Genomic DNA, 20,880 nt, shown 5'->3' on the forward strand with positions numbered 1-20,880 from the left:
GTGTACGCCACGAGACACCCGCCATAACCGGTTCACTTGGCACGAGGGGTGGCGTTAGGGTCGAAACGTCCCGCGCTCATTACATCCCCTGGAGGTTCACCGTGGCCGCACTGCGCCAGTACCTGGGCGTGTGGCGGATTCCGGGCGCCCCGATGCTGCTGATCCTCGGCATCGTCGGCCGGCTAGGGATCGGCATGACGTCGCTGGCGCTGCTGCTCCTGGTGGAGGAGGTGACGGGGCGGTACTCCCTCGCGGCGGTCGCGGGCGGCATCTACGCCCTCGCCGGCGCCGCCCTCAGCCCCGTCGCCGGTCGGATCGCCGACCGGGTCGGCCCCACCCCGGTGCTGCTGGCCACCGCCGTCGCCCACCCGCTGGCCCTGTTCGGGCTGCTCTGGGCGAGCCGCTCCGGGGCCGGCGGCCTCGCCCTGACCTACCTCGCCGCCGCGGTCGCCGGCGCCACGTACCCGCCGCTCACCGCCGCGATCCGGGGCGCCTGGAACGACCTCACCGGCCCCGCCTCCGGCCGGTACCACCTGCGCAACACCGCCCTCGCGGCGGAGACCTCCCTGTTCGAGGTCGTCTTCGTGCTCGGCCCGCTGCTGGTGGCCGGTTTCGTCCTGTTCGCCGACGCGACGGCGGCCCTGGTCGGCTCCGCCGTGGTCACCCTGGTCGGCACCACCGCCGTCGCGCTCGGCCGGGCCATGCGCGGCTGGCGGCCGCACCCGCAGGAGCACCACGCCAGGGGGCTCGGCCCGCTGCGCGCGGGCGGCTTCCCGGCGCTGCTGCTCTGCGTCGCCTGCCTCGGCCTCGCGTTCGGCGCGGCCGGGGTCACCGTGCCGGCGTTCGCCGGGAACCAGCCCACCGGCGACCCCGACAGCCTCGCCGGCGTGCTGCTGGCCGTCTGGGGCGTCGGCAGCGCGATCGGCGGGCTCTGGTTCGGCACCCGTCGAACCGCGCCCAACATGACCCGGCAGTTCGCCTGGCTGCTCGCCGCCGTGGCCGCCAGCTTCGCCGTCTTCGCGGTGATGCCCGCCCCGGCGGCACTCGGCGTCGCGTTGGTCGTCGGCGGGGCCACCCTCGCGCCCGCGCTGACCCTGGAGAACACCCTGGTCGGGCGGATCGCTCCGGCCGGAATGCTGAACGAGGCGTACACCTGGGTCGTGACCATGTCCGTGGCCGCCAGCGCCGCGGGCGGCGCGGTCGCCGGGCTGATCGTGGACCACGCGGGCGGCGTGCCGTGGGCGTTCCTGTTCGCCGGCGCGGCGGTCGCCGTCGGGGCCGTGGTCGCCGCGCTCCCCGCCGGGCCGATCGCCCGCGCGGAGGCCTCGGCGGTACGCGCCGAGCAGACCCTCGCCGCCTGACCGGCGACGACCGGGCCGGCGGAACCGTTGTTCCGCCGGCCGTCGTGGCCCGATTGCGGACCGCCCGCGGCGGGTACCCGGGCGGGCATGTTCGTCTTCTTCTCGAACCGCGTCGGCTGCCTCGGCTCGATCCTGATCAGCGCGCTGGTGACCCTGGTCCTGTACCTGATCTTCTCGCGCTGAGCCCCGCTCTACCGGTAGTTGGTGAACTGGAGGGCGACGCCGAAGTCCTCGCCCTTGAGCAGGGCGATGACGGCCTGGAGGTCGTCCTTCTTCTTGCCCGTGACCCGGAGCTGGTCGCCCTGGATCTGGGCCTGGACGCCCTTCGGCCCCTCCTCGCGGATCTTCTTGCTGATCGCCTTGGCCTTGTCCGAGTCGATGCCCTGGATCACCTTGGCGTCGATCTTGAACACCTTCCCGGAGGAACGCGGGTCGCCGGCGTCCAGCGACTTGAGCGAGATGTTCCGCTTGACCAGCTTCTCCTTGAAGACGTCCAGGGCGGCCCGGACCCGCTCCTCGGTCTCCGCCTGGAGGCTGATCGCCTCCTCGCCCGACCAGGAGATCTCCGCGCCGGTCCCCCGGAAGTCGAACCGCGTCGCGAGCTCCTTCTCCGCCTGGCGGAGGGCGTTGTCGACCTCCTGACGGTCGACCTTGCTCACGATGTCGAACGACGGGTTGGCTGCCATGCTCATGCTCCTGCTGTCCGGCGGTCTGCACGTACGCGTCGTCCACTGACCAGCGGCACGACCCTCTGACGGTACCCGGTTGCGCAGAGCGGGGGAGCAACCGCTATCCTTGGCTCCGCTGCCGCGGTACGCCGAGGCGGCGATGCCCTGGCGGGTTGCCCGAGCGGCCAATGGGAGCGGACTGTAAATCCGTCGCGAAAGCTACAGAGGTTCGAATCCTCTACCCGCCACCAGGTGCGAAAACGGCCCCTGACCAGCAGGAATGCTGATCGGGGGCCGTTTCCGTTGATCTCGTCGAGTCTGGCTGGGTCCAGTCGTCTACGACTCGCTGTGGGCAGATCGTGGGCGGGTCGATCATGCTTCTGACGCCTGGTGCCCGCTGCCCAGGAGATCGGGGTGGGTGGCTGCCTGGCGCGGGCGTACGGGCCGGCTGAGAGGCTTGCCTGGCGGCCCGCGGTGGCTGCGGGAGACAGGCCGGGGGCAAGCCAGTCCCGGGGTTGGACTGGCGCGGCAGCCGGAAGCCCCGAGCAGCGACCAGGCCGACCCGTTCGGCTTCCGTACCGCCTGGCGTGATCGCGGCCTTCTCTCGGTCAGGGCGGGGCGGGTACCCGGCGGCTGTCGGTGGCTGACCGCCCCGGCGCCGGAGGCGGCCGGGGCGGCTTGCCGCCGGCCGGGCTCACCGCCCCTGCACCGCGCGAAGCGCGGTGCCTTGATCATGACTAGAGCAATTCGGCAGTCCAGAGGATGGGGTTCGGGCATGGTCATCTGCCTGGTGTGGCGCCTTTGGTAACTGAATCTCGCTGCTGCTGGATCCACAAAAGATTATAGGTGGCGTAACTCGACTATTGGACGTAACAGATCTATCAGGCGAAGCTCCCAAAAGGAACCCGGGAAGCCTTGCGCTTGCCGGATATCCACTTGATATTCCCGTGGGGCTCGGGTTATCTTGGTCGGTCCGACGGGAAAGATATTCGAGGTTCTAATGCCCCTGATTGAGCGCGTGGCCCTTGAGCGAGCTGTTGCGAACGTTGCCACTAAAGGCGATACGGATGTCTTCCCGTTTCCTTTCGAAAACCACGTCTTCCATGACTGTCGAGAATCAATCGTTGATCTTTTGGAGGGTATAGCCGCGGATTTCCAGGGAAGTTTGGCGCGTTCGCCCATTACCAGCCATTCATCTTTGGCTCCAGTAGGCTACGCCGGCTACAGGTGGACCACCCAAATAGATCCCCTCTGGAACGCCTACCTCCTCGGAGTAGTAGAGTCACTCGCTCCTGCCATCGAGGACTCGCGGATCAGCCCTGAGGAGCAGACAGTTTTCTCCTACCGCTACGAGCCTGATCCCAGCCTAGGCATGTTCAAGCTGGACGGGTGGAAGTCGTTCCAAGATAGATGCAATGAGCTAGCCCTTAGGCACGCATATGTCGTCAGCGTAGATATTGCCGACTTCTACTCCCGGATCTACCACCACCGACTTGAGAACGCCTTACGGGATATCGACGATCCGAGCAAGGAACGCTCTAAGCAGATCATCTCGATACTCACCAAGCTAAGTGGCGGAACCTCCTATGGGCTTCCGGTCGGGGGGAATGCGGCGAGATTGCTGTCGGAATTGGTCCTTAATCAGGTAGATAGGCTGCTGCTGGCTGAGGCTCATGCGGGACAGTTCTGCCGATATGCAGACGACTATCGCTTCTTCGTCAACGATTTGCAGTCAGCCCACCGATGCATCGGAATGCTTTCCGAGAAGTTGATGAGAAACGAGGGGTTTTCCCTTCAGAAGGCCAAAACGCGGATTATGACGTCGGCGGAGTATCAACTCATCATGGAGTCGCAGCAGCAGGGGGATTCTGCCAGCGCTGGCAAATTCCTGGGACTCCGGCTGCACTTCGACCCGTACTCTACGACTGCCGTCGACGACTACGAACGCATGATGGCCCAGATATCCGAGTTCGATGTATTGAGCTTGCTGCGAGACGAGATAACGAAGGGCCGCATCCATGTTAGCCTGACGAGGAAGCTGGTTGGCGCCTTGAGGTATATGGATGAGGAAAGCCGGATCCAAGCGATCATATCGCTTTTGGAGAATGTAGAGACGCTTGCCCCTATCATCCCTCAGGTTATGCTTTCCGTTCGTCAGTGTATCGATGACATCGACGATCGAGACGCGGTGGATGAGATTCAGGCGACGGTGAGAGGGCTGGTAGAGGCGGAGCATTACATCGCGAAGAACGACCTCAACCTTGCCTATATCGTCAGGGTGCTCGCTGCTGGACGGAACAGCCTTAATGAAAGGATGTTAATCCGAACCTATAGTTCGTTCCATGGATATGGGATGAAGTCCGCACCCAACATTCAGCGTGATATTGTGCTTGCACTGGCGAGGTGGAACGTAAGGTATTGGCTCAGTGAGAGGAAGCATTCCTTCGGCACGGATCACGCCTGGGTTAAGCGGGCGTTTAGAGTTGCGAGCTATGCGTTAGGCGATGAAGGAAGCCATTGGCGGCGCTCGAATAAGCCCGAGGTTGGGTCTTTCGATGATATTGTCCAAAAATGGGCGGCTGATCGTTTTAACAGCCCTGGATGGATGATCCCCGTATGATTTCCGTTCGCCGATTCTCGCTTCAAGGCTCTATCTGGCGACAGCATGCGCCTATGATGGAGCAGGTCGTTCGCTGGATCAATGAGAACGAGTCACCTTTTGGTAGGCCCGTGCGCTTAAATCACGACGGCCGCAGGAGCGCCGTGATTGCAGAAACTGCTTTTCGTCGCGCTGCAGTCGACGCGCCCCTCTTTGAACACGACGAAGCCGCGGAACGGGCTGCTAGCGATTTGATATCGCTGCTGCCGCGTGGTCAGTTCGGCGATGTCCCGCTAGCCGAGTCGGAGAGACTTGAGGTTGTGCTGATTCAGCAGAATCTGTTGAGGCTTGCGGGAACGCTGCATGGGCCAGTCTACTTTTACCCCGTTCCTGGCTGCGGGGTAGTGAGTTCGGCTTTTGGTGACATGGCGGATGGGGATCACCTCATTGAGGTCAAGACGGTTGCGCGCCCATTCCGAGGAACTGATTTGCGCCAGGTGCTGATTTATTGTGCTATGAAGTATGCGTCCAGCCAGACGGTGGATGAGATTAGTCTTTACAATCCCCGCCGGGCCAGGCTCTTCAGGAGCAGTCTGGACGAGATCGCGTTCGCGGTTTCTGGGCGAGCAGGCGTAGAGCTCGTGAACGATCTGGTAGACGCCATGGTTGGCTTCCAGGTATCCGCGTAAGCGCCTAACGGGCGGATGGCCCCTGCTTGCACGGCTGCCGTGAGGATTTGCAGATGCGGTGGGCGACACGATGAAGTCTGAGCATGCGCCCTAAGGCTCAGCATTTTGACTAGGTGGACGGAGCCGATAGGCTCGGGTAACCGTATCTACTTGTTTTCCCTTCCGCATGACACTCTCATGCTCGATTAGTGCCGTTCCAACCTCGATGTCGAACAGAGCTGCAAGCTCCGCATCGGCAATAACCTCGCGTTGCCTGGTTTCTAATCCGTTGGGTCGGCCGCCCGAAGTGTCGTCCCTGGGGTAAACGTTTGCGAAAGTGCCTCTACCGTGTTCGGTGGTTGCTAACCCGTTTTCTCGAAGAACAGCGATGGCCTGCCGGATTGTGCCGCGACTGGCTCGGAACTCGGCGGTGAGCACGCTTTCGGCTGGCAAGAGGGCTCCGGGCGGGATGGCGCCGCTCTCGATGCGTTTTGTCAGTTCGTCCGCGATGACGCGATAGCGGGGCTGTCCGTAGTGCGGGGTGGGCACCCGCTCACCGTACCTGGCACTTGTGTTACCAAGTGCCAACCAGATGACCCGTTTCGGCGTATGGACAACACGTCCACTTGTAGGTACGTTTCCGGGTGTGCGACCAGAGTGACGGCTGGTATCAGGGGTGGTGCCATGCCGGCCCTGGCCGCATCTGACGCGCGGCGTCCTGTCGGACCGGTTGCGGTAGCCGCGCGGACAAAGTTGGCTCGGCGATACCCGACCCGTCTGCGTCGGACGGTGCGCCGTGCCTTCATCCGGCCGGTGGCCGGCCACCTTCCCCCGTGGCTGGCCACCGGTCCCCGCCTACCTGTGGAGGTGCGATGTCTGGCTCTCATCGTCGGCGCGGCTGGTTCTCGTCCTGGTGGTCCCGGAGGCGTCAGCCGGCCCGGGCTGCCAGCAGCAGCGTTTCGCCGGTTCGGCGTCCGACGAACTCTGTCGCGCCGGCGTACTGGTGGTCTGCCGCGCCGACGCGCGAACTGCCCGCGATGCGGTACGCGCCGCTCATGACGCTGGCGCAGTCCTACCGGGGCAACGGTGGGCGGTGGCAGCGATGAGGCGGACGAGCAAACCGGCCGCAGTCACGAGCCACCCGGACTGGTGCACCCCGGACCGCTGCGGCCACCTCGTGCCCCCGCTCATGACGCACATGGCCCGCCGCCATCGCGGCCCGATCTACCGATTCGGTGACACCCGGACGAGCGGCACGGTCGTCACCTACCTCATCGGCGCCGACGCTCAGGCGCCCCTGATCGCGGTTCACGCGACGTGCCGGGGTGGGAACGCCTGGGCGGAGCTGTCCATGTCGGAGGCTGCTCAACTGGTCGAGCGACTGCGCGCTCTGCTGGTGCAAGCCGGCGGCGACCAGGGGGCCGACGATGACTGGGGGCGAGGTCATGGCCGAGAGTCGGCAGGCGACATCGACTGCGCCGGCCGGTTGCCCGACGTGGTGCCGGGGCTGCGGTCCGAACGACCCGATGCACCGCGGCTTCATGGCCACCATCGGGCGGGAGCGGACCGGCTGGATCAGTGTCCAACTGCTCGTTGACCGGTTCGCGCGCCGGGACCTGGCCGTCAAGCTCGACGCCACCCGGTACGGCGCAACCCAAGCCGTGCTCCTGTCGGAAGCGCAACTGACCCGGCTCATCGAGGAACTGACGCAGGCACGGCAGGTGATGCGAGCGCCGGCCAGTTGGCGCGGACGGACAGGAGAGGACCGGTGAGCACCAACAGCCGTCGGGGCATGGCCACCCCTCGTACCGCCGGCCCACGTCGTACCTGCTCGCCGCGACCAGGGATAACGGTGCCCGCGGTGCCGGAGCGGCCCGCCGGTGGGACCACCTGGCAGACGTTGGAACGTCTAGGGGGTACGGTGACCGGTGTGCATGGCCGGGACTGGCGCCCACGCTACCTGCAACTCGCGGAGAAGTTGCGGGCGAAAATTATGAGCGGAGAGTTGGCCCCCGGCACACTGATGCCGAGCGAGACCGAGTTGGCCGACACGTCCGGCCTGTCCCGCACCAGCGTCCGCAACGCGATCCGGCAGCTCCGGGAATGGGGCCTGGTCCGAGCCGAGCAGGGGCGCGGCACCTACGTGCGGGCACCTCGCCAGCGGGTACGCCGTCGCAACACCGAGCGGTACCAGTGGGAGAAGGATCGGGTCCTACTCGACGAGGCTGAGCGGCTGAAAACCGACGCCATCGAGCACGACACCGGCCTGACCGTCGACGACCTCAAGTTCCACGCCGAGTACTCCCGCGTCGACGCGGACGAGGAGATGGCGGCGGCCTTGCAGGTCGAGCCGGGTACGCCGCTGCTGCGCCGGGTCTACTGGACGTCCTCCCGCCACGAGAACGCGCCGCTGACGCTGTCGTACTCGTACCTGCCGTACGACCTGGTGGCCGTGAACCCTGACCTGCTCGACGAGAGCAAGGAACCATGGCCCGGCGGTACGCAGCACCAGCTCTACACGCTGGGCATCGAGCTGGACCGGATCGACGACGTGGTTCGGGCCCGGCCGCCGTCACCTGATGAGGCCGAACTGCTGGACATCGACCCAGGCGTCTCCGTGCTCACCGTGCGGAAGACCTCGGTCGACACCACGGGCCGCGTTGTCGAGGTCGCGGACGCGGTGATGCCGGGTGACCGCACAGAGCTTGTGTACTCCCACAAACTCCAACGGTGGAAAACTTGACGCAGCTCGTCTCGGTCATCACTCCAGTCCACGCGCCCAGCATCGAGCACCTCGCTGGCGCTTACGCGTCGTTACTCAAGCAGGAGATGCCCGAGGGGTGGGACTGGCAGTGGCTCGTCCAGGAGGACGGGCAGACTGGTCGACGCGCTGCCCGATGATCCCCGGATCAGTCTGGGCACCGGCCGCCCCGGTGGGCCTGGCGTGGCTCGCACCTTGGCGTTGTTTCGGGTGTCCGGGGAACTCATCAAGGTCCTGGACGCCGACGACCAATTGACCCCCGGCGCGCTCGCCAGGGACATCGCCGCGTTCACCGCGCACCCGCAGATCGGCTGGACCACCTCGCGGGTGCTCGACCTGCTACCCGACGGGTCAACTGCTGGCTGGGACAAGGATCCTGCTGGAGGAGTTATCGCCCGCGGCGCGGTCCTGTCGTTCTGGCAGGCGAACGACTACCGCGCATCGGTGCACCCGGCGACGCTGTGCCTGCGGCGGGATCTCGTCTTCGCCTTGGGCGGCTGGATGGCCCTGCCCGCCTCGGAGGACACCGGCCTTCTGCTCGCGGCCAACGCGGTCAGCGAGGGTTACTTCACCCGGGAGTACGGGCTGCTCTACCGGAAGTGGCCCGGCCAGGTCACCAGCCAGGCCGCGCATCGGGAACCGGCCGAGTATCAGGCGCGGATGAGGATCATCGAGGCGAGAGCCAACGCCCTGGCCTCGATGATCCCGAACGGCTTGCCGTTTGGAGCTACGGCGTAGCCTCGTGCCCCGGCATCCCGTGGGTACGCCGCCGCTCCTTCATCTCCGCCTCGTAGATGTGCCGCCGGCCGCCGGCCAGCTTCTCGCGCGCGTCCCGCTCGATTTCCTGGAACGCGGCGTAGTAGCCGTCGTCGAACTCCTCCACGATCTGGAACGTCCACCGGCCGGGTAGCACGTTGCGCCCCAACAGTTCGTGCTCGACCCGGTCGGCCACCTCGTCGTGCCCGGCCTCGCGGAGCAGCCTCACCACCCGGTCGAGGGTGAGATCCGCGCCGCCGACGAGTTGGTGCGCCGAGTAGAGGTGCCCCCGTACCCGGTGGATCGTCTCCAGGGCCTTGCTCAGTTCGCCCAGTGCCTCAACCGTGGTGTCATCGACGCCCTCCGGCCGAGAGTGCTCGCCGTCTACCGACCTGCCATCGCGTGCCATAGCCGGCAAGTACCCATTGGATGGCGATCCAAGGCGACAGCGTGACGGGGCCATCTGTCATCTCGGGTACGGCGAGGTCTGTAGCCGGACCGAGCTGCAGCCTCGGCTGCGGTATTGGGCGGTATAGACGTAGCCGATCTGGCCAGCGCCGCCGGGGTCGGGAGCCCAGAGGTCGGCTGGTGGGATGCCGTTGAGCGTGCGGTTGGCCTGGGAGTTCCAGGGCCGCTTCCATTCGCCTATCACGACGTCGTCGACGAGGGTGCGGTCCGGGCAGGCATCGCTCCAAGGCCAGCAGTATCCGGCGATGCATGCTTGGAGGCCTGGTCGACCTCCTGCCTTCAGTAACGCCCCATCGCCTCCGGTTGTCGGCCAGGCGACCAGCCCTGATGGTTGGCTACCTCGACACCGAAGCCAGCGACCGAGAAGGCCAGATTACCCGATTGAGCGGTCCGAGGCGTGCCTCACTGGCATTATCATCGATCTTGCAGGTGCTCACTGAACCCGCCGACATTTGGCTATCAGCCGTCTTGTGGACGGCCGGGGCAATGCGTGACTCCAGGGTATGCCTCGACAAGGACTCGCAGCGGCATTGTGTCTTCCACCTTCGGTCCACGATAGACCGACAAGTTGGACCAGCTACCGCTAATCTGCTGGCAGTAGACGGCGTAGGCGCTTCCGTCGCCCTGACTGTCGTCCCAACTGCCATTAGGCTGCCATCCCTCGGTGACGGCTCGTTTGCCGAACGTGGCGACCAGTTGCGCAGCTGTCATCGCATTCGTGGTGATGTAGTCGTTTTCAATGGCAGCTACCCGCTTCGCCGGCGGTACCGCCCCATGTGGCTCAGGCCAGTTGGTGGTGCAGGCAGCCGACAGTTCGTGACTCTCGGTGCTGCGAGTTCCTTCGGGCGTATAGCCGGTGAGGGCCTTGCTGTGCAGTCCCTCCAAGAGCGCCTTCTGGTCGGCCGTTGGTTGACACGCTGCGGCTGGTGGGGTTGTGTCGGCAAGGTCGCTTCCGGACGCGCATGCCGCCGTTAAAAGGCTTATGCCGACAAGGGTGGCCAGGCTGGCAACCCGCAAAACGGAACGTGCCGACCTCATCGGCTCCTCCTTCAACTCGGGGGTTGTCGGGCGCACCGGAGCGGGCGCGCCCGGCCCCTATCGATTACGATGTGTAGACGTTAAACGTGTAGCCACTCTGGGTATTAGCGAGCGAGAAGGCGTTACTGATTGGCGTGTACCTGCTTACCTCAGTGCCAGGCGGGTTCGCCGGGCACGCGCCGTCGGCGTTCGTGCCGTCAGTCGGAATGCCGTACGCCTTGCTGTCCACCTCGCTGAAGTGCGGTGGCAGCAGCATACGACGAAGATCGCCCAGAGTGCCGACCCGCTCACGATGTTCTTGGGTGCTCCTCTGCCGCTTGGCGGTGTTGGGGGCACCGATCGATAAAGTTGCCAAGGTGATTGGGTGGCACTGCAAGATCCCTCGACCGGGAGGCCCTTGAGCCTTGCCCATCCATGGTCGGCGATGCCATGATCGACCGGCGCCTCTCCCGCCTGAAGACCACTTCCTCCGACTCGCCCTCGCTCACCTGCGCCAACTCCTCGCCGGCATAGGTTGCCTCACCGGTCCGCCTCGCCGCAGGTTCGTTGGAGCGCGGCACCCCAATCGACGCAGATTGCCTCGTTGCCGCCACCAGGCTGGTCGGCCTCACCGGCCGGCAGCACCCGATCGACTACCACCTCGTAGGACGGTGGCTCCACCCAGCCTCGACTACGGGGCCCTGTACCTGCCTCCGTGGACGGCACACCTCCGGCATCCGCGAACGCCAGCAGATCCTCACCGAGGGTCCTGAACGACCCGAAGAACATCGCTAGATTTAAGGCCCGTGAACCACAGCCCGACGACGGCGGCTCCCCCTCGGAGATACCCATGAACGAGCCCACCCCCGCGCTTCCCGACTTGGCGATCAATTGACGACGAACGACGGTGACCCGGTCCCCCCGTCGCGGCATAACCGGCTTATCGTCCGAGTTCTCGTGGCCGCCGTGCTGCTGACGCTGGCGGCAATGGCAGTCCGGACGACGCGCTGGTGGGGTTGCAACTTCACTCCGGACGACCAAGCTGCCGCGGTAACGGCATACCAGAAGGATCCGGCATTCTCGCTGACCCCGCCGAACGGTCGGCTGCTCAAGGAGGCATCCAACACGCGGGCCTGTGACCACCGGCCGGGTTCTCGGGAGCGGGAAGAGACGGCAGGACCGGAGTTTGCGACCGTATGGCGTGAGTACAACGTGGATCGCTCATACGCGTTGGGCGACCTCATCGCCCTCGTCGGGCCGGACATCGAGGCGGCTGGCTGGCAATTCGTGATTCACCAGGGTGACGCCGGTGGCGCCTTCCTGCGGTACTGCAAGACGATCAACAGGATGACGGCGTGGCTGGAGATACGCAGCATGGCCGACGGCGCACCCGACCATGCCGCCACCTTCACAGTCCTCATCGACGGGCGCCCGGACAACGCAGACTGCTAGTGCCCTGAGTCGCTAACTCGTTGATGAATTGCTGGTATGGGTGATGGCCGTGGCCCGAATCTGGCGCCGCAGGAGTTGACCGCCGAGGAGCGGGAGGTGTCGCAGGGGCTGGCGCGGCGGCCGAAGACGGGTCAGGCATTGGCGGTGCGGGCGCGGATCGTGCTGGCGTGTGCCCAAGGGCTGTCCAGCAGCGAGGTATCTTGCCGGCTTGGGGTGTCGCTGCCGATGGTCGACAAATGGCGTAAGCGGTTCGTGGCCGACCGGGTCGACGGGCTGCGCGACGAACCGCGACCGGGCGCGCCACGGGAAGATCGGCGACGCCCAGGTCCAGGCCGTGATCACGAAGACCCCGTTCTAGGGCGACCCGCACTACCTCGTGTGTGTCCTTCGCGGCCGCCTCTGCCGCTTCCTGCTCGGCTATCGCAAGCTGCCGCGTTAGATCCTTCGCTTGGCGCCGAAGCTCTTCCAGCTCCGTGACTCCCATGGAGCGGATGCCTCGTAAATTGCTCCTTTGTTGACCGTGCCGGAAGCCCTGGCTGAGCTGCGCGTACCGCGCTCGACCTGGTTCTACTGGCGGCAGACCGGCAAGGGGCCACGGGTCATCAAGCTCCCGAACGGGCAACTACGGGTCCGCCGGTCGGCGCTCGGCCAGTGGCTCGGAGAGCTGGAGCAGGACGCGGCATGAAGAGCTACGAGGTCCAGATCTGGGAGATCGGCAAGCGCGCCGACCGGAAGGCTCGGCCGTGGCGGGTCCGCTGGGCGGTGAGCGGCCGACGCTTCGAGGAGATGTTCCGTACCAAGGCCCTGGCGCACTCGTTCCGGGCCGAGCTGGTGCAGGCGTCGAACGCGGGGGAGCCGTTCGACCCGGCCACCGGCCGCCCGGTGTCCGAGGCGAGAACCAAGAACCCCACCACCTGGTACGCGCACAGCCGCGCGTACGTCGAGATGAAATGGCCCCGGGCGGCGGCCAAGACCCGCCGGTCGATCGTCGAGGCGCTGACCTCGATCACAGTGACCCTGACCAGGCCGACGAAGCGGGGCCGTCCGGATGACGCGCTGCTTCGCGAGGCGCTGTACCTCTACGGGCTCAACCCGCGTCGCTGGTCCGAGGAGATCCCGGCCGAGCACGCGGCGGCGCTGGCCTGGCTGGAAACCGCGTCGCTGCCGGTCGTCGAGCTGGACTCACCCGCGCTGGTCCGCCGGGTCCTGGACAGCCTGTGCGTACGCCTGGACGGCAAGCTCGCGGCTGCCTCCACCGTCCAGCGCAAGCGCGCGACCTTCTACAACGCGCTCGGGTACGCGGTCGAGCTGGAGCTGATCGACTCCAACCCGATCGACCGGGTGCAGTGGACGGCCCCCGAGGTCGCGCAGTCCATCGACCGGCGGGTGGTGGCAACCCGGCCCAGGTCGCCACGCTGCTGGAGGCGGTGAAATCTCTCGGCAAACGGGCCGACAAGGTCACCGCGTTCTTCGGCTGCCTCTACTACGCGGGGATGCGGCCCTCGGAAGCGGCCGACCTTCGGCGGGAGGACTGCGACCTTCCGGGGCGCTGCCTGGACTGCGGGACCGACTTCGACGACCTGGTGGCGGTCAAGCCTTCGGCGTCCTGTGATCACGAGAAGATCGAGTACCGCTGGGGCCGCCTGGTGCTCGCGGGCACCTCGCCGCGCGCAGGGTCGCACTGGACGGATGACGGCGGGTCGCACGAGCGGCGCGGCCTCAAGCACCGGGCTCGGCAGGAAACGCGTACGCTCCCGATCCCGCCTCGGCTCGTCGAGCTACTGTGCGCGCACATCGAGAATCACGGCGTCGGCCCGGACGGCCGGTTCTTCCGGGGCCTGCACGGCGGGCCGCTCTCCGAGTCGGTCTATGACCGGTGGTGGAAGCTCGCCCGGGAGAGGGCGCTCACGGAGGCGCAGGTTGTCTCACCCCTCGTACGCCGTCCCTACGACCTGCGTCATGCGGCGGCCTCGCTGTGGCTGAATGCCGGCGTCCCGCCGACCGAGGTCGCCCGGCGCCTGGGCCACGGTGTCGCCGTCCTGCTCCGGGTCTACGCCAACTGCATCGATGGTGGAGACGACACCATGAACGACAAGATCGGCGACGCGCTCGGATGAGGTTGCTGTCGGCCTAGGCGATGTTCGCGGGCGTCCTGCTGAGCGCTGGTGTGGACGAGGTGCGCTAGAAGGAGGGGGTGGAGTTGCCTGCGCCGCAAGACTCAACCCGGCCCGAAATCCGTGTCGAGGTTGGTTCGATTCCAGCCACTGATAGTCGCGTGCCAGAACTGCGGCTCTGGGGCATCCGCCGGTCAATCGCTTCGGCTGTTGGGGCTGCGTTGCTGCTGGTCGGGGGCCTGATCGTTGCGGCGCTCTGGTACGCCGGTTGGCCTGGCCTTGAACGGGATGCAACCGTCACAGCGGCCACACTGTTCGACCTCTTGAAGCTCGTCTTCGCCGTTGTGGCGGGCGTCGGCGGTGTCGCAGCCTTGGTGGTTGCCTACCGTCGGCAGCGAGTAGCGGAGCACACGAACGCGCTGGCGGAATTCGCTCACCAACTGGCGCACGCTGCTGATCTGCGTGCCGAAGTCACCAAGGCTCTCGCTGAGGCGGCCGACGAACGGGCAAAGACCGAGACTGACCGCAACGGTGTCCGGCTGTTCAACGAACGCTTCGCAAAGGCATCCGAGCAGCTCGGGTCGGAGAAAGCGGCCGTACGGCTGGCGGGCGTCTACGCCATGGCCGGTCTCGCTGATGACTGGCGGGAGGGTCGGCAAACCTGCATCGATGTCCTCTGCGCCTACCTCCGCATGCCCTACTCGCCGCCGTCGGAGACTCCGAGTGAAGCGTCGACGCAACAGGCTGAAGGCCAAGCGTCGACCGTGGACGCGGAGACGGCTCGGGCTGCTCGCGAGGAGCGGGAGGTGCGTCATACCGTCATCCGGCTCATCGGCAGGCACCTACGTTTAATCCTGGACGATCCGACATCATGGCGCGGCCTTGACTTCGACTTCACCGGCGCGGTATTCGACGGTGGCGACTTCTCGAACGTGACATTCAGTGGCGGGCGAGTGTCTTTCGAGGGGGCGACGTTCAGTGCCGGGCGGGTGCGCTTCAACCGGTCGATGTTCAGTGGTGGGGAGGTGTCCTTCAGGGGGTCGACTTTCGGTGGCGGGGAGGTGGTCTTCGGGGGCTCGACGTTCAGCGGTGGGTTGGTGTCCTTCGAGGGGTCGACTTTCGGCGGCGGGGAGGTGTTCTTCGCCTGGTCGACGTTTAGTGGTGGGGAGGTGTCCTTCGCGGGGTCGACTTTCGGTGGCGGGGAGGTGGCCTTCGATGGGTCGACGTTCAACGGCGGGCGGGTGTCCTTCGGGGGGTCGACGTTCAGCGGCGGGCGGGTGTCCTTCGGGGGGTCGACGTTCGGTGGCGAGCGGGTGTTCTTCGGCGGCGCGACCTTCAGTGGGGGGCAGTTGCGGCTTGACAAGGCGCTCATCAACGTGCCGCCCGAGTTCGGCGTTTGGTCTGGTAAGGCGCCTCCCGATGGGCTGTTCCTGCCGGAGGCGTGGGCGTGGGCAGATGGTGGGCGGCTAGCCAAGCGGCACCTGGCTAGAGCGGAGAAGCGGCAGCTCACCAGGGCTGACGGGAGCAAGAACGCAGACGCCCTGTAAATCCGTCGCGAGAACTACAGAGGTTCGGATCTTCTGCTCGCCACCAGGCGCGACAACGGCCCCTGACCAGCAGGCAGGATTGCTGATCGGGGGCCGTTGTCGTTGATCTCGTCGAGTCGGCTGGGTCCAGCCGTCTACGACTCGTTCCGGTCTATGACCGGTGGTGGAAGCCGGCCCGAGAGAAGGCGCTCACCGGAGCCCAGGTCGCCTCACCCCTCGTACACCGTCTCTATGACCTGCATCACGCGGCGGTCTCGCTCTGGCTCAATGCCGGTCCCCGCCGACCGAGGTTGTCCGGCGCCTGGGCGGCGGCGTCGCCGTGCTGCTCCGGGTCTACGCCAACTACATTGACGGGGAGGAACGACAAAATCGGCGACGCGTTCGGATAGTTCGCCGCGTTTCGTCGATAGCCTGCCCGGTCACGCTGGGCGAGAATGCCCGAGTGATCTACAAAGCGGCGCTCACCATGGTGGCGCTGGTGGTGCTGGGCCTGGTGGCGGTGGTCGCTGTGGTGTACCTGGCAGGTTGGTTGTGGTGGTCCGGGAGACGTGCGGTTACATCTTTACCCCACCGGTTGAGGTCACTGACGGTCGAGCCACCACCGGGACGGGCATTCAACGACTCGCGGGACGTCTGGCCGATGCCGGCGGACGCCCGGTAGAGGGCGGCATCGTGAAGCTCAACTGTCCGGCGGTGCCCGGATGACGGAGTTGAAGGCCCTCGGCGGAGGATCGGTGCGGCGGGAGGTGCTTCCCTCGGTTCTTGCGGGAGTCGCCCTGGGGATGGCGGCGTTCACTGCCGACCTCGTGCCGGAAGCCGTGGGGATGGGAGCAGGTCGGCTCGGGTCAGGGCTTGTACTCGCTGTGGGTGCGGGGCAGCCACTGTGGGTGCTCCTCCCGCAGGTAGCGCATCACGCCCTCGCGCAGGTCGCAGCGCAGGTCCCAGGCGCTCGGGCCGTCGGCGGCGGACGCCTGGATCTCGATGACCACGCTGTGCGGGGTCGCGTCGACCATCTGCAGGACCCATTGTCCGCGGTCCCAGAGCGGTGACGCCTCGACCAGCCGTCGGGCCTCGACGCGAAGGTCTTCGAGGTCGGCGGTGTGGTCCACGTGCAGGTGGACCCGGCCGACCACCCGTCCCTCGTGCTTGGTCCAGTTCTGGAACGGCCGTTCGGTGAAGTAGGTGGTGGGGCAGGATCAGCATCCGGTCGTCCCAGAGCCGGACGACGACGTGGGTGAGCTTCACCTCCTCGACGCGGCCCCACTCGCCGTCGATCACCAGCACGTCGCCGATGTGCAGCGCGTCGGTGAAGGCGACCTGGATGCCGGCGAACGCGTTGGCCAGGGCGGTTCGGGCGGAGAGCCCGATCAGCGCGCCGACCACGCCGGCCGAGCCCAGCACCGACACCCCGAACAGGCGGAAGGGCCTGAAGGTGAGCAGGATCATGCCGATCGCCAGGACGGTGACGACCACCGACGTGAGGCGCCGTACCGGCTGGATCTGGGTGCGGGCGCGCCGAACGCTGCGCTGGCCGGCGGTCTCCGGCAGTCGGCTGGAGGCGACCGCCTCGGTTACGTGCAGGCCCTGACGATCAGCCATCCGGTGACGCCGATGAGCAGCGCCAGGACCAGGTGGCGGAGTTCTCGCTGCCACTGCGCGGGCCCGGGCGGCATCGTGGCGTACGACGCGGCGAAGAGCACCACTCCGATCGCGGGCACCCGGCAGGCCCGGTGCAGCGGCGTCACGAGCCACGCGTAGCGTCCGCCGGCGAGTCGGCGGCCGAGCACGTCGACCAACCGTTCCAGCACGACCGCCCCGACGACCGCGATCAGTACCTTCACCGTCCAGTGCATCACGGTCCGATCCGTGCGGCCTTGGTGCCCATGCTCCGCCCGCTCCTCGGTCAGTCGTCTGCCCGAGCGTGTCATGTGCAGGCGGGGCTATGCGGCTTTCATGGCGAAATAGCGGGGTGCGCGCGCTGGTCGCGCCGGGCCGGGCGGCGTGCGCGGCCGGCCGGGAGCGCCGTGGAGGTCCAGGTTCGTCGCGCGAGGGGTCCGCTGGACGACGGGTACGCCCATGATCCGCCTCCGCCGTTCCGGCGAATCGGTTCGACCGTCTCGCCTCTTCTGGCACCCGAAGGGGTATACGCCGCTTCCCGGACGGCTCTCGTTCCGGGAGACAGATAAATTCTTCGATAGATGGCTAGCGGAGGGGAAGGTCGCTCTGGTAGTCAGAGCGGGGCACATGGGGTATGGAGCCGGCCTTTGTCCGTTCGTGGGGTTCGGAGGGCACTCAGGAAAAATCAGCCATTGACGCCGAAAGTCCGAGTGTTCGCCAAGTGCATCCGGGTGCGGCGGGGCTTTGCCTACCTGGCTATCAACCCGCCAGGCAGGCCCTGCTGCCAATCAGTCGGACTTGCCTGCGTCCCGGCGGAGGCCGCCCCGGGACGTCTTTGTTGCAGGTGCGGGGTGTGGCACCATCATGGAATCTTCACCCCCCCGTGCTGCTTGTTCGCGACAGGAGCCCCACCGATGCTTAATCGAAAGCTGGGTCGGCTGCTCGGCTTGACCCTGATGCTGGTCGCCCTCGCTGCGGGCGTCGCCGGCGTCGCCGCCGGCGGTGCCGGCGCCCCCGCCGTCGGAGACCAGACGAGTCTCGAGTACGACTGGGCCTAGGCCCGCGGAGTGGAAATGGTCGCAGCTTCGCTTCCGGCGCAAGTGCGGGGCCGTGAGGTTCCGGATTGAACGCGGAGCGCGCGTCTCTGTGACGACGAGGGGGGCTGCATGGCCAGCGATGCCCGGGTGGCCCGACGGGCCACCGAGAATGCCTGGCTGATCACCGGGCCGCTGACGCTGCTTGCCATCGTCTGCTCGACCGTCCTGGCCCTCGCCCAGGTGGCAGCGGGTCGGCAAGGCGCCGGGGCCGACCCGCACACGGCGGTCGGCGCCGAGTGGGGCACCGCGGTCCTCATCTTCGTCGCCCTCGTGGCCGTGCAACTGCCGTTGCTCACCTTCGTGGTGCGCCGGCAGACGCTCACCGCCAACATCACCGAGATTCCGCTGGTGCTGGCGTTCTACTACCTTCCGCCCCTGCTCGTCGTCCTGGTCGCGACCCTGGCCGCGGTCGTCGTCCAGCTACGACGCAGGTTGGGCCCGGCGAAGTTGGCATTCAACGTCGCCCGCTCGGCCGCGGCCACCTCGTTGGCCGGTCTGGTCCTGCTCGCGTTGCCGGAGATCCGGGGGGTGGGGCCGGGCACCTGGGGCATCCTTTTCGCGGTGGTGAGCACGGTCACCCTCGTCACCTTTGCCGCCGTGGTCGGGGTCATCACCCTGCTGCAGGGCTGGCAGGCCGGCCTGGAGATCGTCCGGACCTCGGTGGCGTCGCTCCTGGCGGCGGTGCTCAGCATGACGGTGGGGCTGATCATCCTCATCGCGGTGACGACGACCCAGTGGTCGCTGGTCCTGCTCGCCGCGCTGGCGCTGGCCGTGGCCACCCTCTACCGGACGTACGCGCAGTTCCTGCGACAGCACCGGACGCTGGCCGACATCTACGACCTGACGCGGGCGATGGCCCACAGTGGTCAGGACGGGACGCTGCCCGACGCCCTGCTCGGCCGGGTGCGCGCTCTCATGCAGGCCGAGTACGCGACCCTCTGGCTGCCGCAGCACGGACGCCACCCCGAGGTGCTGCTCACCGCCCGGCTGGACCGACCGGGGCTGCTCGACTTCGGCAAGATTCCGGCCACGCTCCGGGAACAGGCGGTGGAGCAGCGGCGGGCGATCGCCGTCGGCCCCCGGCTCGGCGGGGAGCGGCAGCAGCTCGCGGTGCTGCGGGAGGCGGCGGTGAAGGACGCCATCATCGTTCCGCTGCGGTCCGGCCCGGCGGTGATCGGCACACTCGAGGTCACCAACCGGCTCGGCGGCGTCAACTTCTTCACGGCGCAGGACGTACCCGTCCTGGAGACGGTGGCGGCGCACGCCGGGATCGCCCTGGAGAACTCCCGGCTGGTCGACCGGCTGCGCCACGACGCGTACCACGACACGCTGACCAGACTTCCCAACCGGCGGCGGATCACCGGCGCCCTCGACGAGGCGGTCAAGATCCGGGCGCCGGGCGAGGTGGTCGCCGTCCTGCTGTTCGACGTCGACGGGCTGCGCCAGGTCAACGAGTCCCTCGGCCACGCCGCCGGCGATCAGGTCCTCGCCGAGGTCGCCGACCGGCTGCGCGCCTCCGCGCCGTCCTCGGCCCTGGTCGGCCGGGTCGGCGGCGACGAGTTCCTGGTCACCCTCCGGCTGGAGAACGCCGAGGCGGCGCTGGAGCTGGCGGCGCGGCTGCGCGAGGAGATCCGGGCCGAGATGGTCTTCGACGCGCTCACCCTCGACGTGGACACCGCCGTGGGGGTGGCCGTACATCCGGATCACGGCAGCGACGCGGCGACGCTGTTGCAGCGGGTGAACCTGGCGGCGACGGCGGCCAAGTCGGTGCCCGGCAACGTGCAGCTGTTCAGCCCGGCGTTGGAGTCCCGGTCGCTGCGCCGGCTCGGCATCGCCGGTGATCTGCGCCGCGCCCTCGACGATGGTGAGCTGGAGGTCTACTTCCAGCCGAAGGTGACCCTGCGGGACCGCCGGCTGGTCGGGGTGGAGTGCCTGGCCCGGTGGGAGCACCCGGCGCACGGCGAGGTGGCCCCCGAGGACTTCGTCGCGGTGGCGGAGCACACCGGCCTGCTCGGCCGGCTCACCGAGGTGGTGCTGCGGGAGGGGCTGCGGCGCAGCCGGGACTGGGGCCACGCCCAGCGGCCGCTCGCCGTCTCGGTCAACCTCGCCGCCCGTACGCTCACCGACCGGCACTTCCCGGACCGGGTCAGGGAGCTGCTCGCCGAGTACGACGTGCCGCCGCAGCGGCTCACCTTCGAGATCCGGGAGGCCGCGGTCCTGGACGGCACGGACCGCCCGATCCCGGCCCTGCGCCGGCTGCGCGACCTCGGCGTACGGCTGTCGGTGGACGACTTCGGCGTCGGCTCCTCGTCCCTGGCGTACCTGCGCCGCCTGCCGGTGCACGAGGTGAAGGTCGACCGCTCGTTCGTGCAGGGCATGGCGACCGACCCGGGGGACCTGGCCATCGTCAACGCCGTGGTGACCCTCTCCCAGCAGTTCGGCCTGGCCGTGGTGGCCGAGGGCGTGGAGAGCGAGCTGACCCTGGAGCTGCTCCAGGACATCGGCTGCGAGATCGGCCAGGGCTTCCTGTTCAGCCGGCCGCTGCCGTACGAGCGGTTGGAGACCTGGTTCGGGGCCCAGGCTGACCCGGAGCCGACGGCCGGCTTGGAGCACCCCCGGCTGCGGGTGGTGCCCGACCGCTCCACGATTTTGCTCTGACCTGCGGTAACGGGGGTCGTCGCCGGCGCGGGGGATCCGATTTCACCTCTGGGACCGGGCCGTGTACTCTTACCTCTGCGCGGTCACAGAGTGATCG

General features: G+C 67.2%; 22 protein-coding genes and 1 tRNA gene. 16 read left to right on the forward strand and 7 right to left on the reverse strand.

Annotated features, from left to right (window positions below):
* Positions 1–101: 101 nt before the first annotated feature.
* Entirely contained in the window at positions 102–1,361 is a 1,260-nt protein-coding gene (locus ACGFIZ_RS02345) for an MFS transporter (RefSeq protein WP_393414935.1), read from the forward strand.
* Between the two features lie 191 nt (positions 1,362–1,552).
* Here ACGFIZ_RS02345 and ACGFIZ_RS02350 read toward each other — a convergent pair whose 3' ends face one another.
* The gene (locus tag ACGFIZ_RS02350; RefSeq protein ID WP_393414938.1) at positions 1,553–2,047 is read right to left on the reverse strand and encodes a YajQ family cyclic di-GMP-binding protein; all 495 of its coding nucleotides are present in this window, start codon (positions 2,045–2,047) and stop codon (positions 1,553–1,555) included.
* A 149-nt stretch (positions 2,048–2,196) separates the two neighbouring features.
* Between ACGFIZ_RS02350 and ACGFIZ_RS02355 the strand changes: the two genes are divergently transcribed.
* From ACGFIZ_RS02355 to ACGFIZ_RS02365, 3 genes are all read left to right on the forward strand, one after another.
* Positions 2,197–2,280 (forward strand) — tRNA-Tyr (locus ACGFIZ_RS02355).
* Between the two features lie 713 nt (positions 2,281–2,993).
* Positions 2,994–4,649, forward strand: a complete 1,656-nt coding sequence (locus tag ACGFIZ_RS02360; protein ID WP_393414941.1) for an RNA-directed DNA polymerase — start codon at positions 2,994–2,996, stop codon at positions 4,647–4,649.
* Positions 4,650–4,702: 53 nt separating this feature from the next.
* The gene (locus ACGFIZ_RS02365) at positions 4,703–5,317 is read left to right on the forward strand and encodes a hypothetical protein (protein ID WP_393414944.1); all 615 of its coding nucleotides are present in this window, start codon (positions 4,703–4,705) and stop codon (positions 5,315–5,317) included.
* 90 nt (positions 5,318–5,407) lie between these two features.
* Here ACGFIZ_RS02365 and ACGFIZ_RS02370 read toward each other — a convergent pair whose 3' ends face one another.
* Both ACGFIZ_RS02370 and ACGFIZ_RS02375 read right to left on the reverse strand, forming a co-directional pair.
* Positions 5,408–5,845, reverse strand: coding sequence for a GntR family transcriptional regulator (locus ACGFIZ_RS02370; RefSeq protein ID WP_393414947.1), 438 nt, complete (start codon positions 5,843–5,845; stop codon positions 5,408–5,410).
* Between the two features lie 379 nt (positions 5,846–6,224).
* Positions 6,225–6,353: a hypothetical protein gene (locus ACGFIZ_RS02375; protein ID WP_281292088.1), complete on the reverse strand. Its 129-nt coding sequence runs from the start codon at positions 6,351–6,353 to the stop codon at positions 6,225–6,227.
* A 484-nt stretch (positions 6,354–6,837) separates the two neighbouring features.
* Here ACGFIZ_RS02375 and ACGFIZ_RS02380 point away from each other — a divergent pair, with 484 nt between their 5' ends.
* From ACGFIZ_RS02380 to ACGFIZ_RS02390, 3 genes are all read left to right on the forward strand, one after another.
* Positions 6,838–7,068 (forward strand): precorrin-4 C11-methyltransferase, encoded by a 231-nt coding sequence (locus tag ACGFIZ_RS02380; RefSeq protein ID WP_393414950.1) that lies wholly within the window; start codon positions 6,838–6,840, stop codon positions 7,066–7,068.
* Positions 7,069–7,217: 149 nt separating this feature from the next.
* Complete coding sequence (locus tag ACGFIZ_RS02385) at positions 7,218–8,039, forward strand: GntR family transcriptional regulator (protein WP_393414953.1); 822 nt, start codon at positions 7,218–7,220, stop codon at positions 8,037–8,039.
* Positions 8,040–8,210: 171 nt separating this feature from the next.
* The gene (locus tag ACGFIZ_RS02390) at positions 8,211–8,795 is read left to right on the forward strand and encodes a glycosyltransferase family 2 protein (RefSeq protein ID WP_393415604.1); all 585 of its coding nucleotides are present in this window, start codon (positions 8,211–8,213) and stop codon (positions 8,793–8,795) included.
* On the opposite strand, the gene ACGFIZ_RS02395 is transcribed toward ACGFIZ_RS02390, so the two are convergent.
* Both ACGFIZ_RS02395 and ACGFIZ_RS02400 read right to left on the reverse strand, forming a co-directional pair.
* Entirely contained in the window at positions 8,785–9,222 is a 438-nt protein-coding gene (locus ACGFIZ_RS02395) for a hypothetical protein (RefSeq protein ID WP_393414956.1), read from the reverse strand. The genes ACGFIZ_RS02390 and ACGFIZ_RS02395 overlap by 11 nt on opposite strands.
* A gap of 518 nt (positions 9,223–9,740) precedes the next feature.
* Positions 9,741–10,319, reverse strand: a complete 579-nt coding sequence (locus tag ACGFIZ_RS02400; protein WP_393414958.1) for a hypothetical protein — start codon at positions 10,317–10,319, stop codon at positions 9,741–9,743.
* Between the two features lie 936 nt (positions 10,320–11,255).
* Here ACGFIZ_RS02400 and ACGFIZ_RS02405 point away from each other — a divergent pair.
* From ACGFIZ_RS02405 to ACGFIZ_RS02430, 6 genes are all read left to right on the forward strand, one after another.
* Positions 11,256–11,750, forward strand: coding sequence for a hypothetical protein (locus ACGFIZ_RS02405; protein WP_393414961.1), 495 nt, complete (start codon positions 11,256–11,258; stop codon positions 11,748–11,750).
* 36 nt (positions 11,751–11,786) lie between these two features.
* The gene (locus ACGFIZ_RS02410; RefSeq protein WP_393414964.1) at positions 11,787–12,227 is read left to right on the forward strand and encodes a helix-turn-helix domain-containing protein; all 441 of its coding nucleotides are present in this window, start codon (positions 11,787–11,789) and stop codon (positions 12,225–12,227) included.
* Positions 12,228–12,270: 43 nt separating this feature from the next.
* The gene (locus ACGFIZ_RS02415; protein ID WP_393415606.1) at positions 12,271–12,435 is read left to right on the forward strand and encodes a helix-turn-helix transcriptional regulator; all 165 of its coding nucleotides are present in this window, start codon (positions 12,271–12,273) and stop codon (positions 12,433–12,435) included.
* Positions 12,432–13,181, forward strand: a complete 750-nt coding sequence (locus ACGFIZ_RS02420; protein WP_393414967.1) for a hypothetical protein — start codon at positions 12,432–12,434, stop codon at positions 13,179–13,181. Before ACGFIZ_RS02415 ends, ACGFIZ_RS02420 begins: the two co-directional genes overlap by 4 nt.
* Positions 13,178–13,867: a tyrosine-type recombinase/integrase gene (locus tag ACGFIZ_RS02425; RefSeq protein WP_393414970.1), complete on the forward strand. Its 690-nt coding sequence runs from the start codon at positions 13,178–13,180 to the stop codon at positions 13,865–13,867. Before ACGFIZ_RS02420 ends, ACGFIZ_RS02425 begins: the two co-directional genes overlap by 4 nt.
* A gap of 158 nt (positions 13,868–14,025) precedes the next feature.
* The gene (locus ACGFIZ_RS02430; RefSeq protein ID WP_393414973.1) at positions 14,026–15,411 is read left to right on the forward strand and encodes a hypothetical protein; all 1,386 of its coding nucleotides are present in this window, start codon (positions 14,026–14,028) and stop codon (positions 15,409–15,411) included.
* Positions 15,412–16,203: 792 nt separating this feature from the next.
* Here ACGFIZ_RS02430 and ACGFIZ_RS02435 read toward each other — a convergent pair.
* Positions 16,204–16,695: a hypothetical protein gene (locus ACGFIZ_RS02435; RefSeq protein ID WP_393415608.1), complete on the reverse strand. Its 492-nt coding sequence runs from the start codon at positions 16,693–16,695 to the stop codon at positions 16,204–16,206.
* Here ACGFIZ_RS02435 and ACGFIZ_RS02440 point away from each other — a divergent pair.
* Positions 16,646–16,999 carry a hypothetical protein gene (locus ACGFIZ_RS02440; RefSeq protein ID WP_393415649.1) on the forward strand — a complete coding sequence of 118 codons (354 nt, stop codon included), beginning with the start codon at positions 16,646–16,648 and terminating at the stop codon, positions 16,997–16,999. The two genes, ACGFIZ_RS02435 and ACGFIZ_RS02440, sit on opposite strands and share 50 nt — an antisense overlap.
* Here the strand turns inward: ACGFIZ_RS02440 and ACGFIZ_RS02445 are convergent.
* Positions 16,983–17,267, reverse strand: a complete 285-nt coding sequence (locus ACGFIZ_RS02445) for a hypothetical protein (RefSeq protein WP_393414976.1) — start codon at positions 17,265–17,267, stop codon at positions 16,983–16,985. The genes ACGFIZ_RS02440 and ACGFIZ_RS02445 overlap by 17 nt on opposite strands.
* Before the next feature lie 675 nt (positions 17,268–17,942).
* On the opposite strand from ACGFIZ_RS02445, the gene ACGFIZ_RS02450 reads away from it, so the two are divergent.
* On the forward strand, positions 17,943–18,086 hold the full coding sequence (locus ACGFIZ_RS02450; RefSeq protein WP_393414979.1) for a hypothetical protein: 144 nt from the start codon (positions 17,943–17,945) through the stop codon (positions 18,084–18,086).
* A gap of 108 nt (positions 18,087–18,194) precedes the next feature.
* Complete coding sequence (locus tag ACGFIZ_RS02455) at positions 18,195–20,783, forward strand: EAL domain-containing protein (protein WP_393414982.1); 2,589 nt, start codon at positions 18,195–18,197, stop codon at positions 20,781–20,783.
* Positions 20,784–20,880 lie beyond the last annotated feature (97 nt).

Source organism: Micromonospora sp. NPDC048830 (assembly GCF_043198215.1).
Classification (GTDB): domain Bacteria; phylum Actinomycetota; class Actinomycetes; order Mycobacteriales; family Micromonosporaceae; genus Micromonospora.